Source organism: Bifidobacterium sp. MSTE12, from assembly GCF_000513015.1.
Classification (GTDB): Bacteria; Actinomycetota; Actinomycetes; order Actinomycetales; family Bifidobacteriaceae; genus Bifidobacterium; species Bifidobacterium dentium.
On record NZ_AZYA01000011.1, the window covers coordinates 81664 to 97604 of the forward strand.

Here is a 15941-nt window from a genome sequence, read left to right on the forward strand (position 1 = left end):
CCGGCGCATTACAACGGTTCAAGAATCTGAAGAAGGAACGACGGCAACCATGTGGTCCATCACAATAAAACTCATGCGCAAGACCAGACGCATGCTCATCCCGGCCGGCATCGCCATCATGATCGGCACGGCGTTCATCGCCAGCACTTTCCTGTTCGGCAACGCCATGAACGATTCGCTTTCCCGCCAGGCGACCTCCATGTTCGGCAAGGCGAACTATGCGATCAGCCCCTCCACCGATGGGTTGAGTGAGCAAGCACTGAATGACGTGTATTCTACGACCGTCGGTGACTTCCACCTCGACCGGATGAACGGCATCGAAGGCGTCGACGGCGTGCGGGTCGCCTTGGAAAGCGGCGTAACCGTCTCCAAAGCAGGCAACAATGTCAGCGGCGAGGCCATCTCCACCGCACGGAACGGCAAACTGCTGCCGGTCGACATCACCGAAGGCAGCCGGCCCATCGACAGCAACGAAGTCGCGTTGCCGAGCAACATCATCAAACAGCTGGGCGTGAACATCGGCGATACCGTGACACTGACCTCGCGTTACGCCACCGACGACGAGGGCGGCAAGGCCCAGGCCGAGAACGTGCGGGTGGTCGGCATCACCTCCGATCCCAATGGCGTCTACTCATATTATGGAGGCGCGATCGTGGCTTCCGACAACCTCATCGCACGGATGCAGGGAGTGAGCGACTTCAATTCCGCAGTGGCCACCATGGTCTACCTCGACCTCGCCAAGGACGGCAATACGGTATCCGCGAAAACCATCCACGAGGTGAACGGGCTTCTGCCGAAACATTTCAGTCTCATGTCGCGTCAGGAAGTCAGCAATGCCTACATAAAGAGCATCGGTGTGGGCGAAACCAGCATCGTCACCATCTTCCTGCTGTGCTTCGGCGTGCTGGCCATGCTCGTGGCGGCACTCGTCATCGCCAACACCTTCCAGGTACTCGTGGCCCAACGTCGCCGTACGCTTGCCCTGCTACGCACCATCGGCGCGAAGAAAGGGCAGCTGTATGCCTCCGTGCTGCTTGAATCCTGCCTGCTCGGCTTGATCGCATCCATGTTGGGCGTGGCGTTCGGGTGCGCGCTTATGGGAATCGTGTGCGCCAGCGGCGTCATGAAGCAGACCATGCATCTGATCTTCTCCTGGCAGGTGTTCGTGGTGCCGATCGCATTCGGCGCCATCATGACCGTGCTCGCCTCCTTGGGTTCCGCACGTTCCGCGACGTCGGTGACCCCTCTGGAGGCGTTACGTCCGCTCGAACTGACCGATGATCGTCGCTCCGGTCGTGCGCGCGCCATCTTCGGCATGTTGTTCGTCGTGGTTGGTATCGCGCTTGTGGCGTTCTCGATATGGCAGATGCAGACCACCGGCGATATCGATATGCTCAGCGGCAATCGGTTCGTCGTGATCCTGCTTGCCGCCATCGCCGGTGCCGGACTTGTGTTTCTGGGACTCGTGCTTACCGCCGTCTTCTGGCTGCCGATATTCATGAAAGGCGTCGGCGCGCTGGTAGCGCTGTCCGGTCCCTCCGCCAAGGTGGCCCATGCCAATATCCAGAAGAATCCGCGTCGCATCGCCGCTACCGGAGCCGCATTGCTCATCGGCGTGACGCTCGTCTCCACCATCGCCACCGGTGCCGCCAGCGCCAAGGAGACCATGAACGATGCGCTCGCCACCCGCTACAGCGTCGATGTCGTGGCTACGGGAAGTGACATCAGCCAGCAGATGGCCAGCGCCGTCAAGGCAGTCAAGGGCGTGACGGACGTCGTATATGCTCCATCCGCCAACGTACAGCTGAAAGGCTCCGATGGCAGTGTCTCCGCCAGTACGCTGCTTATCGGCGTGAAGAACATCGGCGAGTTGCAAAACGTGATTCGAGCGGATCTGGGCGACTCCACCATCGATGCCGGTACCGTGCTCATGCCGCAATACAATGCGCAAAGCGGCAAACGGATGACGTTCCGTCAGGGAACCGCCACCTTTGGCACTGCATGGGATGAGAACGGCGACACGAAACGCACGCTCGAACTCAAGGTCAAACAGGCCGACTACCGGCGCATCTCCAGCGGGTACGGTGCCGTGGGATTCGTGGATGGGAGCCATTTCACGAATGGCGATCTCGATACGAACTCGCACACATTGCTGGTAAAGATCAACGAAACCGGCACTACGCTCAGCGGTGTATTCGACAGCCTCCAATCCGCACTCTCGAAGAGCACCGACGCAACCGTATCCGGTCCGATCGCCGAACGTGCGCAGTGGGGGAAGACGATTGATTCCATGATGATGCTCATGGTGGGTCTGATCGCCGTGGCCGTGCTCATCGCACTGGTCGGCGTGGCCAACACGCTGTCGCTGTCCGTGATCGAACGCACCCGTGAATCCGCCACCCTGCGCGCCATCGGCATGACCCGAGGCCAGCTCAGGCGTTCACTGGGCGTGGAGGCGTTGCTCATCTCACTGGTGTCCGGCGTGGTCGGCGTGATACTCGGCACCCTGTTCGGCTGGCTCGGCTCGTATGTGGTGTTCAGCATGTACGGCACGGTGGCGTTCCCGTTCGAATGGACCGTCAACGGCATCGTGTTGGGTGTGGCCGCCGCTGCCTCGCTGCTTGCCAGCGTGTTTCCGGCGCGACGTGCGGTGAACGCCCCGCCGGTCGAAGCGCTTGCAGAGGCCTAGGATCCTCAATGAGCGGTTCTGGCCGTGAAACCGGTCCATAACCACGGAAACCGGCCTGTTTATGACGCAGATATGTCATAAACAGGCCGGTTTCCGTGGTTATGAATCGTTTTTTGCAGTGCCGATGAAACTGTCACACCAGATGGTTTTCGTAGGCGAAGACGACCGCCTGCACACGATCGCGGGCGTTGATCTTCGACAGGATATGCGCCACGTGCGTTTTCACCGTCGGCAGGCTGATGAACAACCGGTCGGCGATTTCCTGATTGGACAGACCGTGTGCGATTTCGATGAGGACCTCACGCTCACGATCGGTCAGTTCATCCAGTTCCGGGTCAGTATATGCCGGCCGTGATGGTGCAGTGTCCGCCGACGCGGGGATGGTGAGGGAGTCTTGATCGGTCAGCCCACCTTCCATCATTCTTTCAATCAGTCGTTTCGTTGCGGACGGTGCGATGATCGCATTGCCTTGGAATACGGTGCGAATCGAATTGAGCAACGTTTCCGGTTCAGTGTCCTTGAGCAGGAAACCGGATGCTCCGGCATTGATGGCGGCCATCACGTATTCGTCCAGATCGAACGTCGTCAAAATGATCACACGGGTCCGCCGCGGGCCGGTTTGCGCTCCGGTTGCGGCGAAACGATGTTGCAATGAACTGATCTGGCGTGTCGCTTCGATGCCGTCCATGCCGGGCATGCGCACATCCATCAGCACCACATCGGGATGCAGTGTTTCGGCCAAGGCCACCGCTTCCGCTCCGTCGCGAGCCTGACCGGCGACCATCATGTCGGGCTGCGAGCCGATTACCATGGCGAAACCGGCGCGTACCAGTTCCTGATCGTCGGCGATGATCACGCGAATTCTCTGCTCTTCACTCATGCCTTCCACCTTATCGGCAGCATTGCGCCGTCAGCGTTGGAACATACCCCGAAAAAACCCTGATTTCATCTGTTCGTCCAATGAGGCAGCGGGTTTGAGCCGCATCTCTTCGGACTTGCCGGCATGAGCCTCATCGCTGAATCCGGTCTCGCGCAGTACCCGCAGCAGTTGGCGCATATGGGCCAATGCTTCACGCCCCTGACTTCCGATGGCCGCGAACGCAGACGCGATCGATTCCGCCGAGGGCTCTTCACCGTGTGCCTTGGCTTCATCGAGCATGCGTAATCCGGAGATGGTCTGGTCGATGACGCTGTTAAGCGTGGCGGTGACCTCCGACTGAATGTTCGTGCTGATACGATCCCGTTCCAGATTCGCCGCAAGAATCTTCTGCTTGTCCTGTTCGGCGATCAATGCCTCCTCCCTTGCCTGCAGGACGAGTGCGTTCGAGCAGCTGGAACGGGTCCATCGAGCCATGGCGATGACGCCTCCGCATGTAGCCAGGACAGCCATGGTGTAGACCAGGCCGGTGAATATCGCCCCGGATGCGAGCCATGTGGTCCGTCTCGGCTCGTATGTGATGATGCCTTGTATCAGGAAAACCGATATGCTCGGGTAGTCAAGCAGCGACAGCATGACCTTCACGCCGACCAAGAGAGCATTGATGATGGAGACGAGTCCGGTCCAACGCCACGCTCTTTCCCTTCCGTACAGTACCGCCGCATGCAATGCGCTCATCGAGGCCACGATATTGGCAAGATCGATGGGTTCGAAAACGATCAGTTGCAACGTGGAGAGTATGGCTATGATCAGCGCGCAGCTTTCCGGGAATCTCCTTCGCATGCATAACGGCAGCAGTTCCATGACGATCAGCATGCGAAATGATAGCTGCTCCGGGCCCATGCCGTAGGAGAACAGGCTGATCGACGCCGAGCCGAACGTCATGATGAGCAGCGCCGTGACGATGGTGTCCACCAAGACGTAATGCCGTTGCGTCCATTGCGAAAGCCGCTCCACCCAATTGAACCGACGTCCGGAGATATCGATGGCCTGGGCGATCGGCTTGGACCGCAGACTGGCTCGTATCGTCTGCATCGTCGGCAAGGTCGGCAACTTCGGCGAGAGGATCGTTCTCGTCTCGCCGGATGTCCCGTATTCAGACAACCGCATGGCCGGAGCGTCGGCCGGCAGCCCGTCAATCGCCATCGACGCCGCATGGGCGTCTTTGCATGAGGAGTGCGAGGACATCGCACTGGCATTCGTGGCGAACGGCACCGTCGCGCATACGGCGAACCCGCCTCCTATCCTCGGGCCGAACGTCACCGATCCTCCCACGGCTTCGATGCGTTCGCGCATGCCCGTCAATCCGTAGCCGGGCGCATGCCCGTCCAATCCGGCCGAAGCGCCACGCCCGCTATCCGTGACGGTCACGGTCAATGTGCCGTCATCCCATGATTCCGTGACATGTACGGTCACCTTCGGTCCCGCATATTTGCGGATGTTCGTCAACGATTCCTGCATCACGTGGTAGATGGCCACGCTTGTCCGATCTCCCAGCATGTCGGGACGTGCATCTCCGATGATCTCCCGTGTGATGACGGTGTCGGGTGCCACGGTACGTGCCTGTGCGATCAATGCGTCGATATCGGCGTAGTCGGCATGGGGAGATCCGCCGAATACGCCAAGAAGTCTGGTCATGTCATGCAGCGCATGCTCGGATTCATGTCTGATCGTCTCCATGGTGGAACGTGCCACGACGGGATCGTTCGCGCCGGCGTACCGGCCACCGTCGGACTGCACGATGATGATCGACAACGTATGCGCCACCACGTCATGCATGTCCCGCGCGATGCGTGCACGCTCCGCCAGCGCCGCGATATTGCGCTCCTCGACCTCGCGCGCGGCAATCGCGTCATTGCGTTCCTGCATCATCCGTACCGTCATCAGACGGGCACGCTGCCAGTAGGCGAGGATGATCGTCGACGCCAAGCACAGCGCGATGGCGACGAACATCATGACCATGTACTGCAGTATCGTATCGGTGCAGTCGTTCGACAATCCCCGACCGGAATAGACGGTGTTGCAGGAGGAGAGACCATTCAGTACCGTTGCGTCGACGGCGGAGAACTGTCCGGTGCCCACGGCCAGGATCGGACCGACCGTCATCGCCCAGCCCATGATGATTGAGGCCAGGCCATCGACGGCGAATGCCAGCACGATGAACACCTTCGAATTATGCGGGTTGCCGTACAGAATCACCGAATACAGCATGAACGTCGCAAAAAAATCGGTGATCAGCATGCATGGGCCGAACAATAGATGCAGCAGCACCAGTACCACGAATGCCAAGGCGCTGATCTGAGGCCATCGCCGGCGCGTGATGAGCGGAACGAGCAACGCGATCGACCAGACCATCTGCACCTGCGCCGGATAGTTATACAGCAGTCCGGGATTGAACTCGATGTTGTTGCCAAGGCCAAACATGAATAGGGCGAGCAATGCGGTGATGATGCTGTCTGCGACGATCACATGGCCGCGAATCCACGAAAACAGGCGCTGCAGTCTAGTCATAGTGGTTCAAGCGTAACGCGCGGCTGGCCATTACGGTATCATGCGCAGGTATGAGACGGGCCTGCCGTGTATGGTGGAAGATCCAGCGACCCTTTCCGGCGAAAGGCAAGGGTGACGGCGACGTCGACGGGAGGAAATGAATGCAATCGAACCCACATGCCGTCCTTGTCGACGATGCGCCCGCCGTTCTGTTCGCTGCAGAAGGGATATCAGGAAAGGTGGATGCACGATGACGCTGCTGACCGAGTATTACGTGCCCGGATTGCATGTTGAGGACCATTCGATCAAAGTGCCGTTGGACTGGTCGGGTCATGAACCCGGCCACGGTTTCGATGGCCCGTCAATCAGTCTGTTCTACCGCGTCGTCACCGCTCCCGAACATGTACATGATGAGCTTCCGTTACTGATTTTCCTGCAAGGCGGCCCCGGCGGGTGCGGGCCACGTCCGCTCAACCCGCAGTCCGACGGCTGGATCGAGGAAGCCATCAGGCATTTCCGGGTGGTGCTGCCCGACCAACGCGGCACCGGGCGCTCATCCCGCATCGATACGCACATCATGAAGACCATGGATGGCGAAGCGGGAGCCGCATTCCTGAAGCATTTCCTCGCCGATTCGATCATTCGTGATTTCGAACACCTGCGCCGTACCGAATTCGGCGGCGCACGTTGGGCCACGCTGGGGCAGAGCTATGGCGGATTCCTGACGTTGACCTACCTGTCGCTGTTCCCGAAGGGTGTGATCGCCAGCTTTACCACCGGTGGCATTCCGCACGTACCCGCCGATGCCACCGACGTGTACCGCCACACCTTCCCACGTATGGCATCGAAGACGAAGCGGTTCTACGAGCGTTACCCAGTGGATGTGGAACGCGTTGCCGCGCTCGCCGACATTCTGGATTCACGGGAGGTCGTTTTGCCTAATGGCGATCCGCTGACCGTAGAACGTCTGCAATGCCTTGGCGCCGACTTCGGCATGAAGCCCAGTTTCGAGCGTGTGCATTGGATGCTTGATGAGGCATTCCTGGACGGTGACGGTTCCGTATCCGCCGGATCCGAAGTGTCGAATGAATTTCTGCATGGCGTCATGAACGCCACGTCATCCCGCCCTCTGTATTGGCCGTTGCAGGAGTTCATCTATGCCAACGGCGAGCTCGATGAGCCGATTCGATGGGCGGCGCAGCGCGTGCGTGACGAGCATCCGGAATTCAACACGGATGTGCGCCCGTTGAACTTCACCGGCGAATGCATGTTTCCGTGGATGTTCGAACGGGAGAATGCGCTTCGACCGTTCAAGCCGGCCATGGACGTGCTCATGGGGGACACGCATTTCGGGATGATCTATGATGCCGACCAGCTGGCCCGTAACGAGGTGCCGCTGCAGGCCGCCGTCTACTATGACGATATGTACGTCGATTCCGGACTGCAGCTGGACACGTTGTCTCGCGTGGCCCGTTCACATTACTGGACTACTAATGAATTCGAACATGACGGTGTGCATGGCTCCGTGGTGTTCGCGCACATCTTCAACGAGGCCCTGAACCGCGGTGACCTGCAGGAACTGTTCTAGACGAAGGAAAGAAGCAATGACCAATCCAACCATCGGATTCATCGGATACGGCAATATGGCCCAAGCCATCGCTTCGGGCATGGTCGACGCCGGCGTGGTGAACGGCGGTGACATCGTGGCCTGCGCCGCACATTATGACAAGCTCGAAAGGACTACTGCCAAGCTGGGTGCGCGGCCGTTGCACACCGCAGCGGAAGTGGCCGAAGCCGCCGACGTGATCGTCATCGCAATCAAACCGTACCAAATCGAAAGCGTCATCGGGCCGATAGCGAAGGAGCTGGCCGAACCGGGCAAGATCGTCGTGTCCATTGCGGCCGGCTGGGATCTGAACAAATTCCGTGAACTGTTCGGAACCGACTTCGTCGATGCACACGTCCAATGCACCATTCCGAATACGCCGATGGCCGTCGGCAAGGGCGTGCTCGTCACCGAAATCGCCAATACGCTCACCGAAGCGCAGACCGAGACCTTCGAACGGCTATTCGCGCCGATCAGTCTGATCGAGCACGTCGACAGCGCGCATATGGGCATCGCCATGTGCATTGCCGGCTGCGCTCCGGCTTTCACCGACATGTACATCGAAGCGCTCGGTGACGCCGGTGTGAAATATGGCCTGCAGCGCGCCACCGCATACCGGTTGGCCGCCAAGATGGTCGAAGGCGTCGGTGCGCTTTACCTGGCCAGTGAAACCCATCCGGGGGCCATGAAGGATGCCGTTTGCTCGCCGGGCGGCACCACCATCAAGGGTGTGGCGTCCCTCGAGGAAAGCGCCTTCAGAGGGGCGGTCATCAAGGCCGTCGACGCCATCGAAGCCTAGAGCTAAGCTAGGGAACCATGTCTCTTACTATCGGAATCGTCGGACTGCCGAATGTCGGCAAGTCCACCATGTTCAATGCACTGACCCGCAACAACGTGCTGGCCGAGAACTATCCGTTCGCCACCATCGAGCCGAACACCGGCATCGTGCCGTTGCCGGACGATCGTCTGCCGATCCTGGCCAAGCTCGTGCACACCGAGAAGATCGTGCCGGCCACCGTCACCTTCGTCGATATCGCAGGCATCGTCAAGGGTGCCTCCGAAGGCGAAGGGTTGGGTAACAAGTTCCTTGCCAACATTCGTGAGGCCGATGCGATCTGTGAGGTCGTGCGTGCTTTCGAGGATGATGACATCGTGCACGTCAACGGCAAGGTCGACCCAGCCGATGACATCGACACCATCAACACCGAATTGATCCTCGCCGATTTGCAGACCATCGAAAACGCATTGCCGAAACTCGAGAAGGATCTGCGAGGCAAGAAGATCGACCCGGCCTATATGGCGGCCGTCAAGGAGGCCAAGGCCATTCTCGAATCCGGTGAGACCATCGACAAGGCCGCTCGCGAGGGTCGCTTCGACAAGGACTCCGTCTACGATCTGCACCTGATGAGTGCCAAGCCGTTCATCTATGTGTTCAACGTGGACGATTCCGAACTGCAGAACAAGGAATTGCAGGACAAGCTCGCCGCCTCCGTGGCCCCGGCTCCGGCCATCTTCCTCAATGCGCAGTTCGAAGCCGATTTGACCGAGCTGGACGAGGAAGACGCCCGTGAGATGCTCGCCGATGCGGGGTTGGAGGAGTCCGGTCTCGACCAGCTGGCACGCGTGGGCTATGACACTCTCGGCCTGTCTACTTTCCTGACCGCAGGAGAAAAGGAAGTGCGCGCCTGGCAGATTCACAAAGGCTACACTGCACCGCAGGCCGCCGGCGTGATTCACACCGATTTCGAAACAGGCTTCATTAAGGCCGATATCGTTTCCTATGACGATTTCGTGGCTGCCGAAGGCTCCATGACGAAGATCAAGGAGGAAGGCAAGCTGCGACAGGAAGGCCGCGACTACGTGATGCAGGACGGCGATATCGTGGAATTCAAGTTCAACGTTAGCAAGCACTGATTCCAATCGCTCGAAAACGGCGTGATTGCAATGGTCTCAGACCTCGGGACCGTTGGAACCGCGCCGTTTTTGAATGCGCGTGGAATGGCGGTTTCCGCCACGTTTCGGGCGGCTGTTGCCAACGCAAGAGTACCTTTAGAGTACCCTTGCGGGGGGCATGCGACGATTGCCGTGACGATTTTCTTCTTGCTCATGCGCCGCCTGATTGTCGGAAGTGTTCGTAGGGGCATGAATGCGTGGCGTGAGGATGGCTGCGTTGTTGACGATCGGTCATCACAATGTTATATTGTTCTATATCAACTAGAATAATATGGGAAAGAGGGACGGATGTGATTATCACCGTAGATAAGGCCGATGCCCTTCCTCTATATGAGCAACTGCGTCGGCAGATCATTGCCGGCCTGGCACGTGGCGAGCTTGAACCGGGCGATATGCTGCCTTCGGTGCGTCGGCTGGCGAAAGATCTTGGCATCAATCTCCATACGGTGAACAAGGCTTATGCCATGCTGAGAGACGAAGGCCATATCGTGATGCGTCGAGGGTCCGGCGCCATGGTTGCGCCCCGCGACGTCGGTTCCCTGTCGCAGCAGCATGATCGTGAAATGCGCCGCATGCGCGACGATATCTACCGCATCGCCGTCGAATACAAGGCCCATGGCGGTTCGCTGGACGAATTCATGGCCGATGTGAAGCATAATGCTTCCGCCGTTTTTCAGGACGAAACCATCGACCGGTCCGGGGATCATGCCGACAATCAAGAAGCGGAGGAAGGGCTCCAATGACAAATTGGATGATGGTCGTAATAGTTGCGTTGGAAGGCGTCAGTGTGGCTCTCGCTCCTTGGGTGGTGCGTCGCACGGTGTGCTTCGGGGTGAGCGTACCGGTTTCGGCGCAACACGACCCTGGGATCAGACGTGCGAAAATCGGATATACCGTTTATGCCGGATCGGTAAGCGCGATGGCGGTAGCCGCAAGCGTCGCCTGCCTGGTGTTGTGGGGAGCCCTCGGTGGAACCATTGCGGTGACGACAATGTCGTTGCTGTTGATCGTGGCCTCATTCGCGCTGATTGTGAAGTATCGCAAGCGCACCATGCGAATCAAACATGAACGTGGCTGGAAGGCATCCACGTTCGAACGCGCCGCGTTCCTTGCCGAAAATGCCGGTCCGGAGCCGCTGGGGCTGCAATGGGAATTGCTGCACCTCGTGCCGGTCAGCATCATGACCGCCTCCGCGTTCATGCTGTATGACAGCATGCCCGACCGTCTGCCCATACACATGAACGCTGCAGGTCAGATCGATGATTGGCTGGATAAATCGTTGTGGGTGGTGCTTGGCATGCCCCTACTGATACAGCTCATCATGGCTGCGACGATGACCGCCGTTCATGCAATGATCATCCATTCGCCGCGGCAAATCGACCCGGAGCGTCCTTCCATTTCCGGCTATGCATATGGACGCTTCTCCCGCGCATGGAGCGTCTACGTGTTGATTGTCGGCTTGACGGCGAATCTCGGATTCGTCGGACTGATTCCCATGTATGCGAACTGGTGGGATATTCGCGCATGGGGCTCGGTGATGATGCTGATCGCATTGGCGATCATTGTTGCGGAGTTGGTTCTTGCCGTAGTCTTCGGTCAGTGCGGTTCTCGGACATGGCGATTGGATGGCGAGAACGACGACGGAAACAACATGGCCGATGACGATGACGACGAATGGGTGCTGGGCATGTTCTACTATTCGCCTGAAAATCCGGCCATCGTGGTGCCCAAGCGCATGGGGGTCGGATACACTTTCAACATGGCGCATCCCTTGGTCTGGCTGATATGCGCGGTGTTGGCGCTGTTGCTCATCGTCGGCCTCGCATTGCCCATTATCTCAGGTTGAATCAACGATGGATGTCCTACTGGAATGGCCTGATATGTCATAAGCCGACATGAACGAATTCAAATTCGCCGTGTCCGAAAGGTGATGTGACGCGATGGTGCTTTGCACCGTACTCATACTGTGCTGAGAGCAATAGGGCCCGATTCGAACGGTTGGTTTCGAATCGGGCCTTACAATAAGGGTGGCAAACGGCTATGAAACGAACGTGGGACTTCGGGGTGAATGCATGATGAATGAAGCGAAAGAGAGGCATTCGGGTTCGCGTTGGCTTGCTGTCGTGGCCATCATCGCGGTGCTGGGCGCGGCGGGTACGGTCGGAGCGTACGCCTATCACGCCAAACAGCGGGAGGTGTTGGCGGAATGCCGTCAGTCCGTGGCCGAATTCAGTTCCGCACGCAAGGCGATTCTCGACACTTCCGACAACGGCGGCGAACTGCAGAAGCTCGTCCGTAGCGTGCTCGGAGTCAACGACATCCTTGATGCGTTTGCTGATGCGGCCACCAGTGCGGAAGGTACCGTCGATACCGAGGGATGTTCCGCCAGTGCAACCATCACGCAGCTCAACCTGGTGTCAAAAACGCTGAACAGCGCCACGGAGTCGTTGAAGGACAGTCTTGCGAAGATCCAATCCAAGAACCGATCCTCCATGTCGAACGGTTCAGGTGACGCCTCCGACGATACGAGTTCAGGCGGCGATTCCTCAGCGAACTCCGGCGACAGCGGCAATGCAACCGATGATAAGACCCTGGGTAAAGCCAAGACGCAGCTGCAGGAATCCATCGACAAGGCCCAGAGGTTGCTCAAACGGTTGTCTGACGATTCCAATACGACATTGACGGGCAGGAAACTTCTCAACGCCCTATCGAAGGCCGTGGATGCCGGACAGAAACTCGTCGATGACGGCGGCGTCAAGGATTCCAAGTACTACAAGGCGGCCAAGGTCACCCTGGACGAGGCCATCACCATGGCCGACAACTGGGTTGACGGCCAAGCTTCCAAGGCCGAGTAACGGTCCGCGTGTCGCTTTTCAGCAGGGGCATACAGTGGCACGTGGAATATACGACGGAGAGGGAGAAAGCGTAGGTCGCCATGAGCGAAGTGAGCCACGGCGTAGAAAACGTGCAGGTTGCGCAACCACAGCAGGAAGGCATTGTCGTATCCAAGCCGGTCGCCCGTGTGATGATGTTGGTCAATGCCATTGTGTGGGGTACCGGCTACACCATGCTTAAGCATGCGCAGGATAATATGCCGACGCAATGGCTGATGTTCTTCCGCATGGGTGCCGCCACATTGCTCATGGCCATGGTGTTCTTTCCACGGTTGCGCAGAATCCGTCTGCGCCGTTACGTCATGCCCGGACTGGTGCTTGCCCTGACCTACTGGATGGGTTTTCTGTTCCAGCTCAAAGGCTTGGAAACCACGTCGCCTGGGCGCAACAGCTTCTTCACCGACACGTATTGCGTAATGGTGCCGTTCATCGTCTGGGCATTTACTCGGAGACGTCCCAACTGGCAGCATCTGGTCGCCGCGTTCGTATGCGCGTTCGGCATCGGTCTCGTGTCGCTCAGCGGCGGTGGCGGGGACGAGCTCATGCACATGAGTTTCGGTGACACCATGACCATCATCGGCGCGTTCTTCTTCGCCCTGAACTTGGTGCTGGTCGGATTCATGGGCAGGGGTTTCGATGCGATCGCATTGATGCTGATGGAATTCGTCTGGTGCACCGTGCTGTTCGGCGGCGGTGCCGTGCTGTTCGAAGGTGCTCCGTCCGTGGCGTGGGCGCGTTGGGATATCATACTGTGCATCGGGTATCTGGTGGTCGGCTCCACGGTGATCGCCCAGGTGTTCCAGACGATCGCCATACAGAATCTGCCCACTTCCGAAGCTTCCGTGATTCTGAGCACCGAGTGCATTTTCGCCATGCTCGTTTCCGTGCTCTTTGCCGGCGAGCGTCTCACCGTTCCGTCGGTATGCGGTTTCGCGCTGATTTTCGGTGCCATTCTGCTCTCGGAAGTTCAGTTGCCGGCTCGACGACGATAGTTTGTCCGTGGACACCGGAAGACTTGGAATCTCGTGAAAGAGTTTTGCGAGAAGTGGTGGAAGCGTATCGCCACCAAAGAAATGGTCTTCATCGGTATTGTGACGCTGCTTGCGTCGCTCATCGCCTCATGGTTGAAGCAGTTCCCGGGATTCAGCCTGTTCGGTGCGCTGATCATCGCGCTGCTGATCGGCATGATCGTGCAGTTTCCGATTCGTCAATGGTATGTAGGCCGATCCGCCGAACATAAGGCCGGTGTGAAGGATGCCGCCGGAGTGATCTCCAACAAGCTGCTACGGTTGGGCATCATTCTGCTTGGCTTCAAGCTCAACCTGACCGTGCTGTTCACGCAAGGTATCAAATGTCTGCCGATCGCCGCTGCAGTGGTGGCGCTTACCATCGTCGTATGCTATGGCATCGCCCGCAGGCTGGGCGTCGATCCGCAGCTGGCGATTCTTGTGGCGGGCGGCACCGGCATCTGCGGCGCTGCGGCCGTCATGGGTCTGTCCGGCTCCATCAAGGTGCCGCCGGAGCAGGAGGACGACAAGGCGAACAATGAGGTGATGGCCGTGGCCATCATCGCCATCATGGGCACCATTTTCGCATTGCTGGAAATCGCACTCGGCCCGTTGACCGGTCTTACCAAGACGCAGCTGGGCATCACCGCCGGCGCATCCCTGCACGAAATCGCGCACGCCGTCGCCGCGGGTGACGCATTCGGTGCGGTTGACATCGCCACCATCATGAAGCTTTCTCGCGTGCTCATGCTGGTGTTCGTGGCCATCATCATCGCCGTCTGGTGGGACAGGAACCATTCCGAAATGCCGGCCGACGGCAAACGTAAGGTTTCGTTCCCGTGGTTCATGCTTGGCTTCATCGGTGCCTCCGTCATCGGCACTTTCGTGCCGTTCATCGCCACGATCACTCCGCAGCTGGTGGATTTCGCCTATATCGTGCTCGGCATGGCCATGGCCGCGCTCGGCATCAACGTGAACTTCAAGGCCATCGCCAAAAAGGGACGGAAAGCGTTCCTCGCCAGTTTCCTCACTTCGATTCTGCTGATGTGCTTTGCGGCCGGTGTGGCGTTCGTTTTCTTCTAATGCAACGATAGAGCGGCAGCAGATATAGGAAGCATGCGAATGACAGGCTGGCGGTCGGGGCTCCGACCGAGGCAAGTGGCACGGCGCCGGCAATCGACCAGGGGATGAGCGGCGCCACCACTACGGCGGTGTCTTCCAGATTGATTGCATGCCGCTGCTCGTCCGGTTCGACTTCACGGCATAGCTGGTCGGTGAGCATGATCGACAACGTTTGATTGCATGCCACACAACTCGTCACGATGGATGTGATGAGCGTGGCGCAGAATCCTCCGACGCGGTTCGCAATGCGTCGGATCATGCGATGTGCGCCGCCCAGCAGGCCTGTTTCTTGAAAAATGCCGGAATATGATGACGAAATGCAGACGATCAACATCACCTTGATCATGGAGATGACGCCGCCGCCGTCGATCAGCGGCGCCACCTGTGCATTCGGACAATGGTAGCCGAGCATCAACGCCCGGCCTACGGAAAGCCAGTCCATATGCTGTACGAATAGGCATATCGGCAAGGCCGTGCAGATGCTGGCACCCATCGTGAGACGCACGTCCACGCGTGCGACCGCCAGAACGATCAGTACCACGGCCGGCAGCACGGTCACCCAATGCAGGTTGAACGCCTCGGCGAACAGGCCGGCCACGTCCATCGAGCCGACGGAAGGATGCGTACACAACGCCAGCGCCGCGTAGACGACGCAGGTCAGCGCGAACGGCACCGCGGCTGTACGCAGCATGAGCCGAATATTGTCGAAAATGTTCGTATGCGTCAGTGTCTTGACCAGTTGCGCACTGGTGGAGACAGGAGAGCAACGATCGCCGAAATACACGCCGGAAAGAATTGCACCGCCTAAGAACAGCGGCGAGACCTGCATGGATGTTCCGAGCGTCATGGTGATCACGCCCATGGTCGCGGCCGAAGCGAATGATGAGCCGGTCAAAAGCGACATCAGGCAATTGAGCAGGAATGCCAGCAGGATCACCACATGCGGGCGTATCAGGGTCGTCGTGTTCGCCACGATGAACGGCACGGTACCGGCCGCGCGCCATAACGTGGTCAACAGTCCTATTAGCACGAACGTGACCACCACGATGCTCGCCGCCTTCATGGTGGTGAAGCCCTTGCGAAGCATGGGCTTCCAAGCGTGCCCGGTCAGGCGTCCATGAATGAGAAAGACGAGTACGCCGACAGCCAATGCCGGGACTATGGAAATACCGGCTGCGATACATGCGACAAGCGCCGTGCAAAACAGCGCCATGGTGACGATCTCGGCCATGAATCTCCTTTT

General features: G+C 58.7%; 12 protein-coding genes. 9 read left to right on the top strand and 3 right to left on the bottom strand.

Going from position 1 to position 15941, the window contains the following annotated elements; genetic code table 11:
• The first annotated feature begins 49 nt into the window (after window positions 1–49).
• Window positions 50–2689, top strand: a complete 2640-nt coding sequence (locus HMPREF1494_RS03285) for an ABC transporter permease (protein ID WP_034519527.1) — start codon at window positions 50–52, stop codon at window positions 2687–2689.
• A gap of 133 nt (window positions 2690–2822) precedes the next feature.
• On the opposite strand, the gene HMPREF1494_RS03290 is transcribed toward HMPREF1494_RS03285, so the two are convergent.
• Window positions 2823–3569, bottom strand: coding sequence for a response regulator (locus tag HMPREF1494_RS03290; protein ID WP_003840710.1), 747 nt, complete (start codon window positions 3567–3569; stop codon window positions 2823–2825).
• A gap of 30 nt (window positions 3570–3599) precedes the next feature.
• Window positions 3600–6137, bottom strand: coding sequence for a sensor histidine kinase (locus HMPREF1494_RS03295; protein ID WP_034519531.1), 2538 nt, complete (start codon window positions 6135–6137; stop codon window positions 3600–3602).
• A 229-nt stretch (window positions 6138–6366) separates the two neighbouring features.
• On the opposite strand from HMPREF1494_RS03295, the gene HMPREF1494_RS03300 reads away from it, so the two are divergent.
• The 8 genes from HMPREF1494_RS03300 to HMPREF1494_RS03335 all read left to right on the top strand — a co-directional run bounded on the left by HMPREF1494_RS03300 (window position 6367) and on the right by HMPREF1494_RS03335 (window position 14659).
• Window positions 6367–7704 carry an alpha/beta fold hydrolase gene (locus tag HMPREF1494_RS03300; protein ID WP_034519535.1) on the top strand — a complete coding sequence of 446 codons (1338 nt, stop codon included), beginning with the start codon at window positions 6367–6369 and terminating at the stop codon, window positions 7702–7704.
• Window positions 7705–7720: 16 nt separating this feature from the next.
• Complete coding sequence (proC, locus tag HMPREF1494_RS03305; protein ID WP_034519539.1) at window positions 7721–8521, top strand: pyrroline-5-carboxylate reductase; 801 nt, start codon at window positions 7721–7723, stop codon at window positions 8519–8521.
• Window positions 8522–8538: 17 nt separating this feature from the next.
• Window positions 8539–9636 (top strand): redox-regulated ATPase YchF, encoded by a 1098-nt coding sequence (ychF, locus tag HMPREF1494_RS03310; RefSeq protein WP_034519554.1) that lies wholly within the window; start codon window positions 8539–8541, stop codon window positions 9634–9636.
• A 329-nt stretch (window positions 9637–9965) separates the two neighbouring features.
• Window positions 9966–10418 (top strand): GntR family transcriptional regulator, encoded by a 453-nt coding sequence (locus HMPREF1494_RS03315; protein WP_003840701.1) that lies wholly within the window; start codon window positions 9966–9968, stop codon window positions 10416–10418.
• Window positions 10415–11521, top strand: coding sequence for a DUF1648 domain-containing protein (locus tag HMPREF1494_RS03320; RefSeq protein WP_034519559.1), 1107 nt, complete (start codon window positions 10415–10417; stop codon window positions 11519–11521). The genes HMPREF1494_RS03315 and HMPREF1494_RS03320 overlap by 4 nt, the downstream gene beginning before the upstream one ends.
• Window positions 11522–11747: 226 nt before the next feature.
• A complete protein-coding gene (locus HMPREF1494_RS03325) occupies window positions 11748–12530 on the top strand; it encodes a hypothetical protein (protein ID WP_003840698.1) in 783 nt (260 codons plus the stop codon).
• 80 nt (window positions 12531–12610) lie between these two features.
• Window positions 12611–13561 carry a DMT family transporter gene (locus HMPREF1494_RS03330; RefSeq protein ID WP_034519564.1) on the top strand — a complete coding sequence of 317 codons (951 nt, stop codon included), beginning with the start codon at window positions 12611–12613 and terminating at the stop codon, window positions 13559–13561.
• Between the two features lie 33 nt (window positions 13562–13594).
• Window positions 13595–14659 carry a YeiH family protein gene (locus tag HMPREF1494_RS03335; RefSeq protein WP_034519567.1) on the top strand — a complete coding sequence of 355 codons (1065 nt, stop codon included), beginning with the start codon at window positions 13595–13597 and terminating at the stop codon, window positions 14657–14659.
• On the opposite strand, the gene HMPREF1494_RS03340 is transcribed toward HMPREF1494_RS03335, so the two are convergent.
• On the bottom strand, window positions 14604–15929 hold the full coding sequence (locus HMPREF1494_RS03340; protein WP_003840690.1) for a Na+/H+ antiporter NhaC family protein: 1326 nt from the start codon (window positions 15927–15929) through the stop codon (window positions 14604–14606). The genes HMPREF1494_RS03335 and HMPREF1494_RS03340 overlap by 56 nt on opposite strands.
• Window positions 15930–15941: the final 12 nt, after the last annotated feature.

Excerpts from the sequence above, each read along its gene's own strand:
- HMPREF1494_RS03285 (WP_034519527.1), top strand. The coding sequence starts at position 50 with ATGTGGTCCATCACAATAAAACTCATGCGCAAGACCAGACGCATGCTC.
- HMPREF1494_RS03290 (WP_003840710.1), bottom strand. The coding sequence starts at position 3,569 with ATGAGTGAAGAGCAGAGAATTCGCGTGATCATCGCCGACGATCAGGAA.
- HMPREF1494_RS03295 (WP_034519531.1), bottom strand. The coding sequence starts at position 6,137 with ATGACTAGACTGCAGCGCCTGTTTTCGTGGATTCGCGGCCATGTGATC.
- HMPREF1494_RS03300 (WP_034519535.1), top strand. The coding sequence starts at position 6,367 with ATGACGCTGCTGACCGAGTATTACGTGCCCGGATTGCATGTTGAGGAC.
- proC (WP_034519539.1), top strand. The coding sequence starts at position 7,721 with ATGACCAATCCAACCATCGGATTCATCGGATACGGCAATATGGCCCAA.
- ychF (WP_034519554.1), top strand. The coding sequence starts at position 8,539 with ATGTCTCTTACTATCGGAATCGTCGGACTGCCGAATGTCGGCAAGTCC.
- HMPREF1494_RS03320 (WP_034519559.1), top strand. The coding sequence starts at position 10,415 with ATGACAAATTGGATGATGGTCGTAATAGTTGCGTTGGAAGGCGTCAGT.
- HMPREF1494_RS03325 (WP_003840698.1), top strand. The coding sequence starts at position 11,748 with ATGATGAATGAAGCGAAAGAGAGGCATTCGGGTTCGCGTTGGCTTGCT.
- HMPREF1494_RS03330 (WP_034519564.1), top strand. The coding sequence starts at position 12,611 with ATGAGCGAAGTGAGCCACGGCGTAGAAAACGTGCAGGTTGCGCAACCA.
- HMPREF1494_RS03340 (WP_003840690.1), bottom strand. The coding sequence starts at position 15,929 with ATGGCCGAGATCGTCACCATGGCGCTGTTTTGCACGGCGCTTGTCGCA.